The organism is Streptomyces sp. NPDC127197, assembly GCF_042672405.1.
GTDB lineage: Bacteria > Actinomycetota > Actinomycetes > Streptomycetales > Streptomycetaceae > Streptomyces > Streptomyces flavusporus.
Map to the genome: position 1 here is coordinate 93099 of NZ_JBHXVG010000025.1, position 17465 is coordinate 110563.

A 17465-nucleotide genomic window follows, 5' to 3' on the forward strand; every position below is an offset into this window, starting at 1 on the left:
ACGCAGCTGCAAAACACGGCCGGGAAGCCTGGAGCCCGAACCAGGTGAACGTATGGGGTCACCACACTGACCGGGGTACGCCTACCGGTGCTCGGGGTTCTCGTAGTCGCGGCGGCAGCCGGCGTCCCAGGCGGTGCGCTGGTTGCCGTAGGCGGGGATGCCGCCGAGGTCCTTCAGCGCCCGGGCCAGGTGCAGCAGGTTCCAGGTCATGAAGGTGGTGTTGCGATTGGTGAAGTCGTTCTGCGGGCCGCCCGACCCGGGATCGAGATAGGAGGGGCCGGGCCCGGCCTCGCCGATCCAGCCGGCGTCCGCCTGGGGAGGGATCGTGTATCCCAGGTGCTGCATGCTGTAGAGGACGTTCATGGCGCAGTGCTTGACGCCGTCTTCGTTCCCGGTGATCAGGCAGCCGCCGACACGTCCGTAATAGGCGTACTGGCCCCTGTCGTTGAGCAGGCTGGAACAGGCGTAGAGGCGCTCGATCACCTTCTTCATCACCGAGCTGTTGTCACCGAGCCAGATGGGGCCGGCCAGCACGAGGATGTCGGCCGCCATGACCTGCTCGTACAGCTGCGGCCACGCATCGGTCTGCCAGCCGTGCTCCGTCATGTCGGGCCAGACGCCGGTGGCGATGTCGTGATCGACGGCCCGCAGGACGTCGACCCGCACGCCCTGTGCGTCCATGATGGCGGTGCTGCGGTCGATCAGTCCCTGGGTGTTGCTCGGCTCCGGTGACCGCTTGAGGGTGCAGTTGATCACCAGGGCGCGCAGGTCGTCGTAACGGCCCGGCGCTGCGTCGGCAGCTGGTGACGAAGCGGTCACACGGTCCTCCCATGAAGCACCGACCACCGTGCCGTTCACAGTGGCGCATTGCCGTCCATCTTGTGGCCGGGCCCCGGCTGCCACCACAGCAGTACCGCCGAACGAACAGGTCGAGGACGTTCGGTGCACCATGGAATAGGTGTCCACGCTCGGCTACGTCGTTTGCCGTCTCGATTGATCAGGATCGTGTCAGGAGGACGGAATGTACCGCTCGAGTGAGGGGCTGTACGAGCGGATCCGTCCTGCCCGCCGGGCGTGCCCGGCCGTGTCGGTGCGGACGTCGACTCGGCTGTACCGAGCGAGCCGGACCAGGCGCTCGTGATGGCAGGCGAGAAGGGAGGGAAAGAATCGAGGTTGCCGCACCTCCCCGACCTGCATGTGCGTCTGCGTGCCGAGCTGGGACGGATCGACGACGAACTGCGCTCCCTGCTCGACGCCATGGACCGGCTGCAGGGCCTGCTGGATGCCGTGGTGGCCATCAGCCGGGAGGTGGAGCTGCCTGCGGTGCTGCACCGCATCGTGACCACCGCCATGGACCTGGTCGGTGCCCGTTACGGGGCGCTGGGCGTACTGGACGAGTCCGGAGAGCGCGTGGAGCAGTTCATCACTGCCGGCCTGTCCGAGCAGGAACGCGCTGATCTGGCCGGGACCGACTTTCCTCGCGGTCTGGGTGTTCTCGGGCACCTGATCCGCCACCCCGAGCCGCTGCGGGTCGACGACATCTCGGCTCATCCGTCCTCCGTCGGGTTCCCGCCCGGCCACCCGCACTTGCGCACCTTGCTCGGCGTCGCCATCAGTGTTCGCGGCGAGATCTACGGTGACCTCTACCTCTCCGAGCGGCTCGACGAACAGCCCTTCGACGTCCACGACGAGAACGTCGTCGTTGCCCTGGCCAGCGCCGCCGCCATCGCGATCGAGAACGTCCGCCTGTTCGAACGGGTTCGGCACGGAGCCGAGCAGTTCCAGCGGCTTCTGTTGCCGACGCTGCCCGACCTGCGGCCTTTCACCGCCGCCGCCGTCTATCGGCCCGCTGCCGAGCCCAGTCGACTCGGCGGGGACTGGTACGACGCCGTCCCGCTGCCCGAGAACGTTGTGGCCGTCGTCATCGGTGACGTGGTCGGCCACGATCTGCACGCCGCGGCCGCCATGGCCTCCACCCGTAACATGCTGCGCGCTCTGCTGTTCGACCGGGGCAATCCGCCGGGCGCCATCCTTGCCCAGCTCGACCGCACCCTGCAGGCCATCACGCACAATCCCGTCACGACCACCACCCTGGCGCGCATCGAACCGGAGGAACCGGGTTGGCGACTCCACTGGAGCACTGCGGGGCATGTCCCACCGCTGCTGATCACCCCTGAGCGCGGAGCGGAATTTCTGTTTGCCGAGCCCGGGCTGCCGCTCGGGGTCGACCCCGAGCAGCCCCGCCCCGACCACTCGCGCTTCCTGCCCCGGGGCGCCACCGTGGTCTTCTTCACCGACGGGCTGATCGAGCATCCTGACCATCCCATCGACGAGAGTCTGAACGAGTTCGCCGAGCTCGCCACCGGGTATGCCGCCCTGCCCTTGCAGGAGTTCGTTCAAGCACTGGCCGATCACCATCCCAGCGACGGTCACGACGACATGGCCGTGCTCGCCCTGCGCACCCCGCAGGCCTGAGCCCCGAGTCTGCCGACGCCGTAGCGGTGCCGTGGAGGAGCCGGGGGATCCGACGGATGATGGAGTTCGGTGACTGATGCGGAGGTCGCCCCATGACTGTCGCGCGGCATGAACGGCTCCGGCGCGGTGGTGTGACTGCTCTGGAGATCTGCGCCGTTGCCGGTTTGTATTACGGCTCGGCCAAGCTGGGACTGTTCCAGCAGTTGGTGCGCGGCCAGGTCACCCCGCTATGGCCGCCGACCGGGGTCGCCCTGGCGGGCCTGCTCCTTCGCGGCCCGCGGATCTGGCCCGGGATCGCGCTCGGCGCGTTCCTGGTCAACGTCTCGCTCGGGCCGTCGATCCCGGCCGTGCTCGCGATCGTGGCGGGCAATACCCTCGCACCCGTCGGCTCGTACCTGCTGCTCCGCCGTACGGGATTCCGGAGCGAAATGGACCGTTTGCGGGATGCGCTGGCACTGATCTTTCTCGGTGCTTTCACCGGGATGCTCATCAGTGCCACGGCAGGCAGCGGGACCCTGGTCCTCGCCGGTGTGCTGAGTGCCGACGAGTTCTGGCCGACGTGGTCGGTGTGGTGGACGGGTGACGCGATGGGTGTCCTGGTGGTTGCGCCGGTCTTGCTCGTTCTCCGCTCGGCACACTGGCCGAGGAACGTGCGGCTGTCGCGTTGGGTGGAGGGATTGCTGCTTCTGGCAGCCGTTGTCTGCGTCGGCTTCCTCGAGGTCAACAGAACGCCGCTGCTGTTTCTCGGCTTCCCGTTGCTGATCTGGGCGGCCTTCCGCTTCCAGCTGGCCGGGGCGGCGCCCTGCGCGCTGGCCGTGTCGACCTTTGCGATCATCGCCGCTGCCCAAGGGGCAGGCCCGTTCGCCGGTCATGACCTGCTCACCAACATGATCACTCTGCAGGCGTTCAACGGCTCTGCCTCGCTGACCGCGCTGCTGCTCGGGGCCGCGGTCAGCGAACGCAACCAAGCCCACAAGGAGATCGAGCGGGCCTGCGCACAGCTCGCCGACATGGTCACGGAGATCGCCGCCGGCCGCCGCCGCCCGACGCTCCGCGACGGCGAGGGCGAGGGCGAGAAGGAAAAGAAGGGCGGACGGACCCCACGACCGGCGTGATCAGTCGACACGGGGTCTTCCTACGGGGCGAGCCCGGCCCGCTCGCAGGCGGACCGGAGTTCCCGCGTGCAGATCTGGTCGATGGTGTACACGCCGTCCTTGACGAGTGTCTGCTTGATGTTGTCGACCGTCACGGCGCGCGGAGTGAGCAGGACGGACGGGATGTGCTTCTTGGTGGGGCTGTCCGTCGTCGTCGTGGCGACTTCCTGGAGTTCCTCACCGCGGCCCAGGGCGACGGCCATGGCGGCGGCTGCGGCGGCTTGCGCTCTGAAGGATTTGTACACCGTCATGTACTGCTCGTCCTTGACGATGCGTCGCACGGCGTCGAGGTCGGCGTCCTGACCGGTGACGGGCGGAAGGTCCCTGACACCGGCCTTCTTGAGAGCGGAGATGACGCCTGCGGCTATCGTGTCGTTGGCCGCCAGGACGCCGCCGATCCGGTCCGGGCCCAGAGCCGCGATGGCCGCGTCCATGTTGGCGTGGGCGTTGTCCGTGCTCCAGCCCACCGTGTCGTAGGACCTGCCGATTTTGACCTTGCCCTTGAGTACGGACAGCGCGCCCCTCCTGTACCACGCCGCATTGGGGCTGGTCGGATCGCCGTTCATCATGACGACGTTCCCGCCGTCCGCCCTGTCGCCCATGGCCGTCAGGAGCGCCTCGCCCTGGAGCCTGCCGACCTGCCCGCCGTCGAAACTGACATAGCCCGAGATCGGGCCCTCGGCGAGCCGGTCGTAGGCGATGACCTGTACGCCCGCCTCGTGCGCCTCCTGGATCGACGAGCGCAGCGCTCTGGTGTCGGTGGCATCGAGGATCATGACCCTGACGCCCTTGGTGATCATGGACATCATCTGTTGCCGCTGCCGTGCCGCGTCGTTCTCGGCGTTGGCGTACTCCATGGTGCAGCGGGGACACAGCTGCTTCAGCCGCTGCTCGATCAGCGGCTTGTCGGAGTGCTCCCAGCGGGGAACCGCTCGGCTCGGGAGCAGCAGACCGACGCGGAAACTGTCCGTGCCCGCGTCGTCGTCTTCTCCGCAGGCGGTCAGGGACATCGTCATGAGTCCCGCGACGAGGGCCGCGACGGCGCGCCACACACGGGTACTCATGGCAGACCTCCTCGTTCCGTCGGGAGGTCCGAGTCCGAGGGAGCCGGCTCGCGCCGGGGCACCGCGATCTCGCTCCACACCTGCTTGCCGCCGGCCACCGGCACCGAGCCGAAGGACTCCGACATCGCCTCGACCAGGAGCAGGCCTCGCCCGCCGGTCGACTCCCAGTCCACGATCACCGGCTTGGCGGGCGCACGCGGCGAGGCATCGTTGACGCTGACGCGCAGCCGGTCCCCGCGGAGTATCAGGTCGACGTGGACCGGACCGCCGGTGTGCACCAGGGCGTTGGTGACCAGTTCGGACACGACCAGCAGCACCGCATCGGCTCCCTCTTCGACCTTCCACCGACGCAGCGTGCGCGCGGTGAAACGGCGGGCGTGCATCACCGCGTCGGGCAGCCGCCACACCGCCCAGCCGGCCCGTATCGGCCGGGTCTTCATGCCGTCGTAGCGCAGCAGCAACAGTGCCACGTCGTCCTCACGACGGCCGATGTCGCCGAGCAGTTCGTCGGCCATCCTCCCCGGATCGGCAGGATCGGCCGCACCGAGCGCGGTGCGCGTCCGCCGCAGACCCTCGTCCAGGGGCAGGTCGGCGGCCTCGACCAGGCCGTCGGTGACCAGGGCGAGCACCGTGCCGGGGGCCAGTGCGCATGCGGTCATGGGGTACTCCGCATCCGCGATGATGCCCAGCGGGGGCCCGCCCTCGACGTGCACCTCCTCGGTACGGCCGTCGGGATGGCGTAGCAGCGGTGGCAGGTGCCCGGCCCGGACGAACAGGACGTTGCCTTCCTCCATGTCCAGTTCGGCATAGCAGCAGGTGGCGAACAGGTCGGTCTCCATACCGACGAGCAGACGGTTGGCGTGTGAGACGACCACGTCGGGCGGGTGGCCCTCCACCGCGTAGGCCCGCACCGCGGTACGCATCTGACCCATGATCGTCGCGGCTCCGGCGCTGTGTCCTTGCACGTCACCGATGACCAGCGCCACGCGTTCCTCGGAGAGATCGATGACGTCGTACCAGTCACCGCCCACCTGCAGCCCCCGCCTGGCGGGCAGATAGCGGGCCACGGCCGTCCCCCCGGGCAGCACGGGGAGGCGCCGGGGCAGCAGACTGCGCTGCAGCATCGTCGCGAGTTCCTGCTCGGCGTCGTGCTCGTGCGCACGCTTGAGGGCCTGACCGACCAGCGCCGCGGTGGCGGTCAGCAGGGACCGCTCCTCGGGGACGAACTCGTGCGGCCGATCCCAGCCGACCAGGCACACGCCTGCGACCCGGCCCTTGGCAGGGAGCGGCAGGACGGCCAGACCTCCGGTGCCGATCCCTGCAAGTCCGGGTTCGAAGGCCGTCCCGGCGGGCCACAGATCCACGCGTCCGTCCCGCAGGGCCAACTGAAGTGTGGGCAGCGCGCTGACCGGTGCGTCGGGCCACTCCGAACGCCACTGGGGACGCCATATCTCCGGCCAGGCGGCGGGCTGTGGCGGGTCGAGCAAGGTGACCATGAGCCGGTCGTCCTGCAAGTCGGCGAGCGCCACCCGGTCGGCGCCCAGCGGCTCACGCAGCGCGGTGACCATCACCCGGCTGACGTCACGAACGGTTGCCGCATCGTCGAGTGCGGCGGTCAGCCACTGGATCCTGGACACGTCGTCGTCGCCCCGCCGCTGGACCGAGGTCGCCGTCACCACGCCCAGCACCTGCTCCGGCCGGTCGTCCGCGCTCGCCACCACCCGGCTGCTCAGGCTGAGCCAGCGGATTTCACCAGTGGAGCAGCGGACACGGAACTCCAGCTCCCGCCGGACCGACGGCTGGGTGGACGGCTCCAGTACCGACATCAGCGCGTGCATGTCCTCCGGGAAGGCATGCGCGAGCAGGGTCTCCGCCTTGCCGTCGAAGTCGTCCGGCGCGATGCCGACCAGCTCCAGCAGGGTCTCGTCCGCCTCGATCAGGCCCGTGTCCGGCACCAGGACGAAGGAGCCGACACGCAGACTCCGCAGGGCGGGAGCGAGCAGCGACGACGGCGTGGTGCGGTCGGTCCCGGCCTGGAGCACGCCGACGACGGCGTCGGCGTAGCGCTCCAGGAATCGCCGTTGCTCGGCGTCGAAGCCGCCCGGGGAACTCCCCAGGACGACGAGGCAGCCCAGCCGCGTGCTCCCGGTCCGGAGCGGCAGCGCGCCGAGCGACGCCTCCGCCGGCGGCGGTGTCGGCCCGCCTGCGGAGTAGGAGGCGAGTTCGGCGGAGTTCAGCCACAGCGGCTGGTCGGTGCGGAAGGCTTGCGCGGCAGGTGCGTCACCGGACAGGGGCAAGGACTCCGGCAGCCGGTAACGGGAAGGGGCGCATCCAGCCGTTTCCACCAACCGCAGTTCTTCGCTCCCGATACCGGGCACATAGACCGCTGCCAGCTCCGCTGCGGCGAACGTCAGGGCCCGATCGCTCATGGCGGCCGCCGGCTCCGGAGGCGGAGAACCTGTGCCTGCGGCGCCGGTCCCGGATGCCCGCAGCTCCGTGGCGCCGGGCCGGGCAGGGCCGTCATGAGGCATGTCCGCCACCTACCTCCCGTCCATGCCGCAGATGCCGACAAGCTCGGGGCAGTCACGTTCCAGAATCGCATATGCGGACCAACCGGACAGAGTCCCTTCAGCCATCGTGGCAGGCCTGGCAGCCCGGGTCACCGGTCCCAGAGCGGGTGCCCGGCGTCGAGTAGCGATGGCCGTTTCCGCTGCGTTCGCAGATCACCGCAGCCGGTGTCACACTGACGACGTGGCCGTCTCGCCACTTCCACGCGGTGCGTTCCACGTACGCGTGGCATGGTGAGGAGGCCGGGTGTCGCCATGCTCGATGAGGTAGCCGCCGGTGCTGGGCTGGTCGGGCCGAGGCCCCACCCCGCCGGGGTGGGGCGACGTCGCTTTGCGACCGCCCGAGCCGCTCCGTGCCGACGTGGCCATCCGGCTCAGCGAGGCCTGTCCCACCGGGCCCTCCACCGTGCGGCCCGGCCGAATTGCGGACGAAGCCTTGACGCCGCGATGCACACGCCTCGATGTCCCACGCGCGCGGCAACGCCGACGGGGCGCGGTACCGGGAACCCGTAGGAGGTCTCTCACATGAAGGCCTGGACACGGGATGCGGCCATCGCCCTGACCGCGGTGTCGACGGCCCTTGCCCTTGCGGCCTGCGGGCCGGGCACCGGGAACAACTCGAACGGCGGAAACGGGCCGGAGATCGGTCTGCTGCTGCCGGACGCCACCACGGCTCGTTGGGAGACACAGGACAGTCCCTTCTTCAAGAAGAGGATCAAGGAGCTGTGCGCCGACTGCACGGTCGAGCACGCTAACGCCAAGGGCGATGTGGCTACTCAGCAGCAGCAGGTGAACGCCATGATCACCAGGGGGGTGGATGCGATGGTGCTCGTGGCTGTGGACGCCAGATCGCTCGCCCCCGCGGTCACGAAGGCGGCCGACGCCGGCATCCCCGTGATCGCCTACGACCGCCTCGCGGAGGGCCCGATCTCGGGTTATGTCAGCTTCGACGGTGAGGAGGTCGGCAGGCTCCAGGGCAGGGCGCTGCTGCGGGCCATGGGCGACAGGGCGGACGGCGGCCAGATCGTCATGATGAACGGCGACCTCAGCGACCCCAACGCGATCTCGTTCAAGAAGGGCGCGCTGTCCGTGCTCGATGGAAGAGTGAAGATCAGCAAGGCGTACGACACATACCAGTGGAGTACGGAGGCGGCGAACACGAACATGTCCGGCGCCATCTCCGCTCTCGGCGCCGAGAACATCGACGGGGTCTACGCCGCCAACGACAGTCTCGCTGCCGGCTGCATCACCGCCCTCAAAAGCAACAAGGTCAACCCGCTGCCCCCCGTCACCGGGCAGGACGCCGAGCTCGCAGCCGTGCGGCGTATCGTCGCGGGCGATCAGTACATGACCGTCTACAAGCCCTTCCGGCCAGAAGCTTCCGCCGGCGCCGACATGGCCGTGGCCGCCGCCCGAGGTGAAAGCCTCGACCCGGTTGCCACGGACACGGTGAGGAGCAGCAGTGGAAAGGCGGTTCCGGCCGTCATGCTGACCCCGGTGTCCGTGACCGTCACCAACATCAAGGACACCTTGGTGGAGGACGGCGTGTACACCGTCCAGCAGATCTGCACCCCCCCACTCACGTCCGCCTGCAACAGGGCCGGGTTGGCCTGACGCGCCGGTTCCGACCTGGCCCGGGCTCCGGAAGGAGATGGTTTCCGTGCCGGCTCCCCCCTTGCTGGCACTGCACGGGGTGTGCAAGCGCTTCGGTGTCGTCGAGGTCCTCACAGACATCGAGCTGGAAATCCACGCCGGCCAGGTCGTCGCTCTCCTCGGCGACAACGGGGCCGGTAAGTCCACCCTGGTCAAAGTGATCTCCGGCGTCGCCCCGGCGGACAAGGGCGTGATCAAGTGGGAGGGCGGGACGGTCCACATCAGGCGCCCCCATGACGCCCGGGACCTCGGTATCGCCACCGTGTACCAGGACCTGGCGCTGTGCGGGAACCTCGATGTCGTCGGCAATGTGTTCCTCGGACGGGAGATCCGCAGGTTCGGATTCCTCGACGAGATGGAGATGGAGCGCCGCACCAGGCGTCTGCTGGAACGCCTGACCAGGAACGTCCCCGATCTGCGCGCCCCCGTCGTCTCACTGTCCAGCGGCCAACGCCAGACGGTCGCCATCGCTCGCTCGCTCCTCGGCGGCCCACGCGTCCTCCTCCTGGACGAACCCACCGCAGCTCTGGGATTCGAGCAGACCACCGAGGTGCTGGACCTCGTCGACCAACTGCGTGACAGCGGCGTGGGAGTACTGCTCATCAGCCACAACCTGGGCGATGTCAAAGCTCTCGCGGACCGGGCCGCCGTACTGCGGCTCGGTCGCAACAACGGCTTCTTCGACGTGAACACCGCGTCCCAGGAACAGATCATCTCCTCCATCACCGGCGCCACCGAAAACGTGCCCCGCCGACCGGCCACCCGGGACGCGGTGTGGTGAAAGGACTGCGCAACATGGCGGACAACACGCGGACCGCCCCCGCCGCACCCACCCCCGAGGCCCGTCCTCCGCACCCCGGGCGGGCCGCCGCCCGTGCCGTGGAGGGCTGGGTGGGCGTCCTCCGGCGCAAGCTGAGCGCCGGCGAACTGGGCTCACTTCCCGTCGTCCTGGTTCTTGCCGCAGTCTGGATCGTCTTCCAGTCCCTCAACCAGAACTTCCTCTCGCCCCGGAACCTGTCCAATCTCAGCGTGGACATCGTGGGTACGGGTCTGATCGCGGTCGGCATCGTCTTCGTACTGCTGCTCGGTCAGCTCGACCTGTCGGTCGGCTCGATCAGCGGGCTCGCGGCGGCCGTCTTCGCCGTTCTGAACGTGAACAACGGCGTACCTGAATGGCTCGCCCTCATCCTCGCGGTGCTCGCAGGTACCGCGGCGGGAACCATCCAGGGCTTCTCCTTCGCCAGGACCCGGGTACCGGCCTTCGTCGTCACACTCGCGGGGCTGCTCACCTGGAACGGCCTCATGCTCTACATCCTCGGGACCAGCGGCACCGTCAACCTCGACGAGAACGGGCTCGTCGCCAAGCTGACCAACTATTACTTCACCAACGACGCCGCCGCCTACGCGGTAGCGGCGGTCGGCGCGGGCCTCGTCTTCTTCATGCCCTACCAGGACATGCGCCGCCGCAAGGCCGTCGGCATGCCGCACCGTTCACTTCGGGGAATCGCGGTGCGCACGGGAGCGGTGGCCGTGATCGCGTTCGCCGCCGCGTATCTGCTCAACCAGTTCCAGGGTCTGCCGCTCGCCCTGCTGATCTTCCTCGTGGTGGTGGCCGGCCTGGACATCGTTCTCCGCCACACGCACTACGGGCGACAGGTCTACGCACTCGGCGGCGGCGTCGAGGCGGCCCGTCGCGCCAGCCTCAGGGTGACGCAGGTGCAGACGGCAGTGCTCGCGGTCTCGGGCACCATGGCCGCGATCGGCGGCCTGTTCCTGGCCTCCCGTATCACGTCGGTGAGCCAGAGCTCAGGTTCGAGTGTCCTGCTGGTCAATGCCATCGCAGCGGCCGTCATCGGGGGCACCAGCCTGTTCGGAGGACGCGGCACGACCTGGTCCGCGGTGCTCGGCATGCTGGTCATCCAGTCGATCGCCTCCGGCATGGCGATCACGGACATCCACACTGCCGTGCAGTTCATGATCACGGGCGGGGTGCTCTTCGCCGCGGTGGTCTTCGACGCCCTGTCACGACGCTCGCAGGAAGCGCATGGGCGGGCTTGATCCGTCCGGTTCCCGGCACACGTTTCGCACATCAGGGTTGTGGCCCCTCCCCCTTGTGGCCCCTCCCCCCCGACACCGAAGCGGCCCCGGCCCCTGCACAGGTGCAGGGGCCGGGGCCGTCGGTCGAGCGTTGGGCAGGCCTTGCACCTGCATCTTCCCGCGGGGAGCGGGACGTCTTGCCTTGGACCACCAACGCACGGCCCGCCGCACGAGGTTCGGCGGCGCGTCCGAGATCCACGCTAGGGCGGGCGTGCCCGGAGCGCGCGGTGATGTCGGCCGATCGGGTGAGGCGGACACGTGGCGGGTCCTGGGATCGAGCCCCGGTGGGCGGCACTTGCCGCCCACCGGGGAGGCGGCATCAGGAGTTGGGGCACTCCTTCCATGCCAGGTGGTAGACGGTGCTGATGTCCCCGTCGGTCGAGTCCATCGTCATGAAACTGCTCTTGGCGGGGTCGGAGGTGCCGGCGCTGACCCGCAGCTCGGTGTTGATGTTGAAGTTGCGCTGGACACCGCACGGCGCCCAGACCAGCTGGGCCCAGTCCGTGGTGTCGGTGGCCTGCCAGTTGTCGCTGTAGGGGCCGCTGAAGGGGTGGTTCTTGAAGACCGTGTTCGAAGAGCCCTGGAAGTAGTACGAGGCCCGCTGAACGCCACTGGCACCGGGCTGGAGCGAGGCGAAGCCCCGGTAATCGGCGCTGGCGATGGCGTACGTGAAGCCCTGCGGCACATGGACGACCAGGTTGAGCTGACAGTTCTTGCGGAACGCCGTGGGCTCGGCATTGCCGCCGACCTGAGCGAGGTATTCGCTGTAGGTCACCGTGAAGGCCGTGTTGTCCGCGGAGACGGCGACGGCGGCGGTGCCCTGCGGGCAGCCGGAGCCATTCACCGTGGCGATCTTGATGACGATCCGGTCCGGGGGCGGGTCGACGAACCCGGACGACGGGTCCTGTGCGGGTACCGCGGTGGCGAACAGAGCGGCGATCGCACTGCTCAGGAGCAGCCCAGCAGCCATGGTTCTCCCTTCTGGTACTTCCGTGCGGGGGGTGGCGACCATGCAGCGCTCCAGGCATGCACATGCCAATCTGCAGCGACTCGAAGAGAAACTGTGGACAACCTGTGAATGCCGGGAGCGCTCGCAGCGTACGTATCCAGGCATCGGGAGGCCAGAGCGATGTCCGGCCATTCCGCAGGCACAGATGCCGCTCAGACCCGCCCGTGGGTGAAGAGCTCCCCCGCGTGTTCCAGCACGAATCGGGCTACCTGCCTGCCCAGCTCGATGCCCGCCTCGTCGGCCGATCTGGTGTGGATGCCGGAGAGGATGCGCGCCTCGACGTTCTCGTCCGAGAGTTGCCTCCACATGGTGTACGTCCTTCTCACGCCTGGCGCGGTGGGGCTGGTCAGGTCGAAGGGGGCGGTGCGTGCCCCGAAGAGTGCCGACAGTACGGCCTCCGCGGCCCCTGAGTAGGTGGTGTGGCCGCTCGGGTGGTCGGGATGGGCCGGCGTGGTGTGCAGCGGCGTCCAGTTCGGGTCCGGGTCGATCGCTCCGGTGCGGATCGCGGTGACCGGACGCCATCGTGTGTGGGCGTACTTGCTGTCGGAGGTCGCCACCTGCGTGTCGACCAGGGCGACGTGGAACAGGGCGATCCACCGTGCCTGCTCGGCCGTTGCGTGCAGGGAGCGGGACAGTGCCACGCGCAGCGGCTCGGTGTAGAGGGTGAGGGAGGAGCCGAGCCAGAAGTTGGCCGTCTCCGTCTGGTGCGCGCTGCGCACCGTGCTGTCCGCGGCGCCGTAGGCGCGTACCTCGGCGAGGTCGGCGGCGTAGCGGCGGGAATCCAGCACCGGCGGCGGGCCGAGCCGGAACTGGCTCGGGGTCCTGAGCAGGAAGGACTTGGCCAGACGGTTGCCGTACTGCGTCGCGGGCGCATACGCCGGTGGCGTCGGCTGCCACCGGCCGGGCGCCGGGGCCGGCACCGGGTAGGGGGCGTTGACCGAGGCGGGATCGAGGCCGTCGCCCTGCCGGGAGTCGAGGACGAGCCGGGCCTCGCGTCGTCCAGCCGCGATGCCGCGGTCTCGGGCCTCACCGTCGGGCAGTGACGCGAGCGTCTGCCGCAGCGTCGTGTCGAGATGCTCGGTGCGACTCGGGGCCAGGGTGACCAGCGTGTGATGTACGGCCGCGGCGAGCGCCGCTTCCCGGTATGCGGCGCGGTCGACGCCTCCGGGCACGCTGCGGGTGGCGCGGGCCGCCGCGAGCCAGGCGATGGCCCAGGTGCGGCTGTTGGTGACCTGGGTGGACGCTCCGGCCGCCGCGAGGGTCTCGGCCGTGGCGTCGTACCAGGTCAGGACGGTGGAGGTGCGGTCGGCCGCGGCGGCCTGCGGGACGGCGGCGAACGCGGTGAGTACGGCGGACGCGCCGAGGGCGACGATGGTGCGGCGGGTGGGGAGGGATCCGGGCGGGGTCACGCGTACTCCTTGGGTGAGGCGGGGACGGCGGTGGGACGCGGCAGTCCGTAGTGCTCGCGCAGGGTGGTGCCGTCGTACGTGGTGCGGAACAGTCCGCGCGCCTGCAGGATCGGCACCACCTGGTCGGCGAAGAGGTCGAAGCCGCCGGGCAGCCAGGGCGGCATGATGTTGAAGCCGTCGGCGGCTCCCTGCTCGAACCACTCCTGGATCTGGTCGGCGACCTGTTCCGGTGTGCCGGTGACGACGCGGTGGCCGCGCGCCCCCGCGAGGCGGTGCAGAAGCTGGCGCACGGTGGGCTGTTCGCGGTCGATGATGTCGAGGACGAGCTGGAAGCGGCTGCCGTTGCCGCGTTCGCCGCCGGTCTCGATGAGCCTGCGGTGTACGGGGCCGTCGAGCTCGTCGGCGCTGAGCCGCAGGCCCAGCAGCCGGTGGAGCAGGTGGAGGGAGTACTCGGGCTGGGTGAGGTCGTTGAACTCCTCGTGCAGCGCGCGTGCTTCCGCCTCGGTGGACCCGATGAAGGGGCTGATGCCGGGCAGGACCAGAACCCGGTCCGGGTTCCGGCCGAGGGCCGCGGTCCGCGCCTTGAGGTCGGCGTAGAACTCCTGGCCGCTGCGCAGGGTCTGGTGGGCGGTGAACACGGCCTCGGCGTGGGCCGCGGCGAAGGAACGGCCGTCCTCGGACGATCCCGCCTGGACGTAGACCGGGCGGCCCTGCGGAGAGCGGGGCAGGTTGAGCGGTCCGCGCACCTTCAGATGGCGGCCCGTGTGGTTGATCTCGTGGATGCGGTCGGTGTCGGCGAACAGCCCGCTCTTCTGGTCGGCGACGAGGGCCTCGTCCTCCCAGCTGTCCCACAGCCTGGTGACGACCTCGACGAACTCCCGTGCCCGGTCGTACCGTTCGGCGTGCACCGGGTGCGCGTCCAGGCCGAAGTTGCCGGCGGCCTGCGGCGCACCGGTGGTGACGATGTTCCATCCGGCGCGTCCCCGGCTGAGGTGATCCAGCGACGCGAAGAGCCGGGCCAGATTGTACGGCTCGGTGTACGTGGTCGAGGCGGTGGCGATCAGCCCTATGCGCTCGGTGGCCGCGGCGATCGCGGACAGCCAGGTGAACGGCTCCAGCCGGAAGCGGCTGGCGTAGCGCACGTTGTCGGCCAGGGACGGGCCGTCGGCGAAGAAGACGGCGTCGAGCGTGGCCTGTTCGGCCCGGCGGGCGAGGTCCTGGTAGAAGCCGATGTCCAGGATTCGGCCGGGGTCGGTGCCGTGGTAGCGCCAGGCGGCCTCGTGGTGGCCGCCCGGGTAGACGAACAGGTTCAGATGCAGCTTCCGGGCGCTCATGCCGCGCTGTCCTCTTCCATGAGGTCCACTCCGAGTTGAACGAGCAGCCGGCCGCGCAGTGCCGCGTGCTCGGTGCTGCCGTGGCGGCGTGGCGCCGACAGCTCCACGGGAACGTCGGCCGCGATCCGGCCACGGTCGAGCACGACGACGCGGTCGGCCAGAGCGATGGCCTCGTCGACGTCGTGCGTGACCAGGAGCACGGCGGGCCGGTGCCGCTCGCACAGGCGCTTGAGCAGCGCGTGCATCCTGATCCGGGTGAGTGCGTCCAGCGCGCCGAACGGTTCGTCGGCGAGGAGCAGTTGCGGCTCGCGTACGAGGGAGCGGGCGAGGGAGACACGCTGCTGCTCGCCACCGGACAGCTCCACCGGCCAGGCCTGCTCGCGGCCGGCCAGGCCGACTTCGGCGAGGGCGGCCCTGCCGCGCTCCTCGGCGAGCGGCCCGTTCAGGCCGAGGACGACGTTGTCGAGCAGCCGTTTCCAGGGCAGCAGCCGTGCGTCCTGGAAGACGACGGAGACATGCTCGGGGGCGGTGAGGTCGCCGCTGCCCGCCACGTAGTGGTCGAGCCGGGCCAGCGCGCGCAACAGGGTGCTCTTGCCGGATCCGCTGCGCCCGAGCAGGGCCACGAACTCTCCGGGGGCGATGGCCAGGTCCAGTCCGTCCAGCACCCTGCGCTGCCCGAAGGAACGCACCAGGTTCTCGATCCGGACCGTCGGGCGGCCGTCGGTGTCATTCAGCCCGCCAGGGTGCGTCGCCATGACAGGGCCCTCCTCTCCACGAGCCGTACGAGGGCGTCGGAGACGAGGCCGAGCAGACCGTAGACGACGAGTCCGACGATGATGATGTCGGTCTGTCCGTAGGTCCGCGCGAGCTCCATCATGTAGCCGATGCCGCTGGTGGCGTTGACCTGTTCGACGACCACCAGGGCGAGCCAGGCGGCGGTCACCGCAAATCGCATGCCGAGCAGGAAGCCGGGGAGGGCCCCGGGCAGGACGACATGGCGGACGAAGCCGAGCCTGCTGAGCCGTACCGTCTCGGCGAGTTCGGCGTAGCGGTTGTCGATGGTGCGCAGTCCGTTGTGCGTGTGGATGTAGATCGGGACGAAGACGCCGAGCGCGATCGTGATCACCTTCATCGTCTCGCCGATGCCGAACCAGAGGATGAGCAGCGGGATCAGCGCCAGCGAGGGGATGGCCCGCTTGATCTGCACGGGGCCGTCGATCACCGCCTCGCCGAGTCGGCTGAGACCGGACACGAGCGCGAGGACGAGCCCGGCGAGCACGCCGAAGAGCAGTCCGAGCAGGGCGCGTTGGGCGGAGGTGGCGAGGTGGGACTGGAGCCGTCCGTCGGCGACGAGATCGCCGGTGGTCTGCGCGATGATCCACGGTGCCGGCAGACTGCGGGCGTCGATGAGGCCGAGGCCGGAGCCCGCCGCCCAGAGCGCGAGCAGCAGCAGTGGGCCGATCGCCCAGCCGTAGGGTACGGCCCGGCCGGGGCCGAGCCGTTTGCGGCCGGTACGACGAGTTGGGATGACGGGCGCCGGGGCGTGCACGGCCGGCGCGGCCTGTCGGTCGAAGGCCGTGCTGCTCATGACGGCGTCCCTTCTCCGGCGATGGCCTCGGCGGCCACCGGCTCGTAGCGGCGGTCGAACAGGAGGTCCGCGGTGAAGGGCTCCCGGTTCTGCTCCTTGGCGAGCAGGTCGATGGTCTGCTGCTGACGGCGGATGGCGGCGGTCCAGTCCGCGGGAATGTCCGGGTGACCGGCGCGCGCGACGAGATACTCACCGTCCTCGCGGCTCAGCCCCTGGTCCTTGACGTAGTAGCCCGCGACCCATTCCTTCGGGTGCTGGTCGATCCAGATCTGCGCTCGCGCCCAGAAGGTGATGAGCTCCCTGATCGCGGCCGACTTCTGTGCGTCGCTGACGGATTCGGTGAGGGCCCACAGATGGGCGGGGTCGTCGCGCAGCCCGTGTTTGATCGTCGTGCCGCCGTCTTTTCCGTACTTCGTCAGATAGCGCTTGATATTGACGTCCCCAATGGGGGCGGCATCCACTTGCCGGTTTCCGAGCGCCGTGGGATAGACGTCGCCGGTGCTGGCGATTTCCACCAGTTCCACGTCCTCTTGAGTGAGACCGGCCTTGGCCAGGATACGCAGGACCAGGGCGCCCTGGGCCTGTCCCGGGCTGTAGGCGATCTTCTTTCCGCGCAGGTCGGCGAGGGTGGTGATGTCGGCGCCCGGGGCGGTGCCCAACTCGTATATCGGGTTCTCGATGGGGTCCTTGCGGAATTTCGCCGCCACGAGCTTGGTGTCGAGTCCCGTCCAGTGGGCGTTGATCGACGGGATCTCCGCGGCCGAGCAGATGTCGAGCGCGTCGGCCCGGAAGGCCTCGGAGCACTGGGGACCGCCGCTGATATTGGCCCACTTCACCTTGAAGGGCAGCTTGTCGATCTGCCCGGACAGCTCCAGGGCGACCTTGAGATCGGGCGCGCCGACCGTGAGGGTGGTGCCGGGAGAGACCGTGCCCGGGATCTTCTCGGCGGAGACGTCCTTGCTGTCGGCCGTGGACTGCGCGCTGTCCACGCATGAGGTGAGGGCGAAAGGGAGGGCCACAGCGGCCACGATGGTGAGGGGCCGAAATCCGGGCATGCGTATGCGAGGGGTCATGATGGCCTTCACAGAGAATGGAGAAACCGCTCCAGAAAACGG

Annotated in this window: 14 protein-coding genes; 5 read left to right on the forward strand and 9 right to left on the reverse strand. The window is 69.4% G+C overall.

What is annotated here, in order from left to right:
• Positions 1 to 81: 81 nt before the first annotated feature.
• The gene (locus tag ACFVJQ_RS31635) at positions 82 to 819 is read right to left on the reverse strand and encodes a flavodoxin family protein (protein WP_385513858.1); all 738 of its coding nucleotides are present in this window, start codon (positions 817 to 819) and stop codon (positions 82 to 84) included.
• A gap of 438 nt (positions 820 to 1257) precedes the next feature.
• Here ACFVJQ_RS31635 and ACFVJQ_RS31640 point away from each other — a divergent pair, with 438 nt between their 5' ends.
• A complete protein-coding gene (locus ACFVJQ_RS31640) occupies positions 1258 to 2475 on the forward strand; it encodes a PP2C family protein-serine/threonine phosphatase (protein ID WP_385789028.1) in 1218 nt (405 codons plus the stop codon).
• A 92-nt stretch (positions 2476 to 2567) separates the two neighbouring features.
• The gene (locus ACFVJQ_RS31645; RefSeq protein WP_385788971.1) at positions 2568 to 3590 is read left to right on the forward strand and encodes an MASE1 domain-containing protein; all 1023 of its coding nucleotides are present in this window, start codon (positions 2568 to 2570) and stop codon (positions 3588 to 3590) included.
• 20 nt (positions 3591 to 3610) lie between these two features.
• Here ACFVJQ_RS31645 and ACFVJQ_RS31650 read toward each other — a convergent pair whose 3' ends face one another.
• Positions 3611 to 4693, reverse strand: coding sequence for a sugar ABC transporter substrate-binding protein (locus ACFVJQ_RS31650; protein ID WP_385788973.1), 1083 nt, complete (start codon positions 4691 to 4693; stop codon positions 3611 to 3613).
• Positions 4690 to 7122 carry a SpoIIE family protein phosphatase gene (locus tag ACFVJQ_RS31655; RefSeq protein WP_385788975.1) on the reverse strand — a complete coding sequence of 811 codons (2433 nt, stop codon included), beginning with the start codon at positions 7120 to 7122 and terminating at the stop codon, positions 4690 to 4692. The genes ACFVJQ_RS31650 and ACFVJQ_RS31655 overlap by 4 nt, the downstream gene beginning before the upstream one ends.
• 663 nt (positions 7123 to 7785) lie before the next feature.
• Between ACFVJQ_RS31655 and ACFVJQ_RS31660 the strand changes: the two genes are divergently transcribed.
• Genes ACFVJQ_RS31660 through ACFVJQ_RS31670 form a run of 3 tightly spaced genes read left to right on the forward strand, consistent with a single transcriptional unit; the run spans position 7786 to position 10971 of the window.
• Positions 7786 to 8874 (forward strand): sugar ABC transporter substrate-binding protein, encoded by a 1089-nt coding sequence (locus tag ACFVJQ_RS31660; protein WP_385788977.1) that lies wholly within the window; start codon positions 7786 to 7788, stop codon positions 8872 to 8874.
• A gap of 37 nt (positions 8875 to 8911) precedes the next feature.
• Entirely contained in the window at positions 8912 to 9694 is a 783-nt protein-coding gene (locus ACFVJQ_RS31665; protein WP_385788979.1) for an ATP-binding cassette domain-containing protein, read from the forward strand.
• A 14-nt stretch (positions 9695 to 9708) separates the two neighbouring features.
• The gene (locus ACFVJQ_RS31670) at positions 9709 to 10971 is read left to right on the forward strand and encodes a sugar ABC transporter permease (protein WP_385788981.1); all 1263 of its coding nucleotides are present in this window, start codon (positions 9709 to 9711) and stop codon (positions 10969 to 10971) included.
• 358 nt (positions 10972 to 11329) lie between these two features.
• Here the strand turns inward: ACFVJQ_RS31670 and ACFVJQ_RS31675 are convergent, their stop codons facing one another.
• The 6 genes from ACFVJQ_RS31675 to ACFVJQ_RS31700 form a co-directional block, all read right to left on the reverse strand.
• Positions 11330 to 11980: a DUF4360 domain-containing protein gene (locus ACFVJQ_RS31675; protein WP_385513847.1), complete on the reverse strand. Its 651-nt coding sequence runs from the start codon at positions 11978 to 11980 to the stop codon at positions 11330 to 11332.
• A gap of 191 nt (positions 11981 to 12171) precedes the next feature.
• On the reverse strand, positions 12172 to 13428 hold the full coding sequence (locus tag ACFVJQ_RS31680) for a vanadium-dependent haloperoxidase (protein ID WP_385788983.1): 1257 nt from the start codon (positions 13426 to 13428) through the stop codon (positions 12172 to 12174).
• Complete coding sequence (locus tag ACFVJQ_RS31685) at positions 13425 to 14762, reverse strand: LLM class flavin-dependent oxidoreductase (RefSeq protein WP_385788985.1); 1338 nt, start codon at positions 14760 to 14762, stop codon at positions 13425 to 13427. Before ACFVJQ_RS31685 ends, ACFVJQ_RS31680 begins: the two co-directional genes overlap by 4 nt.
• A complete protein-coding gene (locus ACFVJQ_RS31690; RefSeq protein WP_385788987.1) occupies positions 14759 to 15517 on the reverse strand; it encodes an ABC transporter ATP-binding protein in 759 nt (252 codons plus the stop codon). The genes ACFVJQ_RS31685 and ACFVJQ_RS31690 overlap by 4 nt, the downstream gene beginning before the upstream one ends.
• Positions 15493 to 16350 carry an ABC transporter permease gene (locus tag ACFVJQ_RS31695; protein ID WP_385788989.1) on the reverse strand — a complete coding sequence of 286 codons (858 nt, stop codon included), beginning with the start codon at positions 16348 to 16350 and terminating at the stop codon, positions 15493 to 15495. The genes ACFVJQ_RS31690 and ACFVJQ_RS31695 overlap by 25 nt, the downstream gene beginning before the upstream one ends.
• Complete coding sequence (locus tag ACFVJQ_RS31700) at positions 16347 to 17423, reverse strand: ABC transporter substrate-binding protein (protein WP_385788991.1); 1077 nt, start codon at positions 17421 to 17423, stop codon at positions 16347 to 16349. The genes ACFVJQ_RS31695 and ACFVJQ_RS31700 overlap by 4 nt, the downstream gene beginning before the upstream one ends.
• Between the last annotated feature and the right edge of the window lie 42 nt (positions 17424 to 17465).

Bases quoted from the DNA above. Each gene is read 5' to 3' on its own strand.
- ACFVJQ_RS31660 (WP_385788977.1), top strand. From the start codon at position 7,786: ATGAAGGCCTGGACACGGGATGCGGCCATCGCCCTGACCGCGGTGTCG.
- ACFVJQ_RS31700 (WP_385788991.1), bottom strand. From the start codon at position 17,423: ATGACCCCTCGCATACGCATGCCCGGATTTCGGCCCCTCACCATCGTG.
- ACFVJQ_RS31655 (WP_385788975.1), bottom strand. From the start codon at position 7,122: ATGAGCGATCGGGCCCTGACGTTCGCCGCAGCGGAGCTGGCAGCGGTC.
- ACFVJQ_RS31665 (WP_385788979.1), top strand. From the start codon at position 8,912: ATGGTTTCCGTGCCGGCTCCCCCCTTGCTGGCACTGCACGGGGTGTGC.
- ACFVJQ_RS31640 (WP_385789028.1), top strand. From the start codon at position 1,258: ATGGACCGGCTGCAGGGCCTGCTGGATGCCGTGGTGGCCATCAGCCGG.
- ACFVJQ_RS31685 (WP_385788985.1), bottom strand. From the start codon at position 14,762: ATGAGCGCCCGGAAGCTGCATCTGAACCTGTTCGTCTACCCGGGCGGC.
- ACFVJQ_RS31695 (WP_385788989.1), bottom strand. From the start codon at position 16,350: ATGAGCAGCACGGCCTTCGACCGACAGGCCGCGCCGGCCGTGCACGCC.
- ACFVJQ_RS31650 (WP_385788973.1), bottom strand. From the start codon at position 4,693: ATGAGTACCCGTGTGTGGCGCGCCGTCGCGGCCCTCGTCGCGGGACTC.
- ACFVJQ_RS31690 (WP_385788987.1), bottom strand. From the start codon at position 15,517: ATGGCGACGCACCCTGGCGGGCTGAATGACACCGACGGCCGCCCGACG.
- ACFVJQ_RS31670 (WP_385788981.1), top strand. From the start codon at position 9,709: ATGGCGGACAACACGCGGACCGCCCCCGCCGCACCCACCCCCGAGGCC.
- ACFVJQ_RS31645 (WP_385788971.1), top strand. From the start codon at position 2,568: ATGACTGTCGCGCGGCATGAACGGCTCCGGCGCGGTGGTGTGACTGCT.
- ACFVJQ_RS31675 (WP_385513847.1), bottom strand. From the start codon at position 11,980: ATGGCTGCTGGGCTGCTCCTGAGCAGTGCGATCGCCGCTCTGTTCGCC.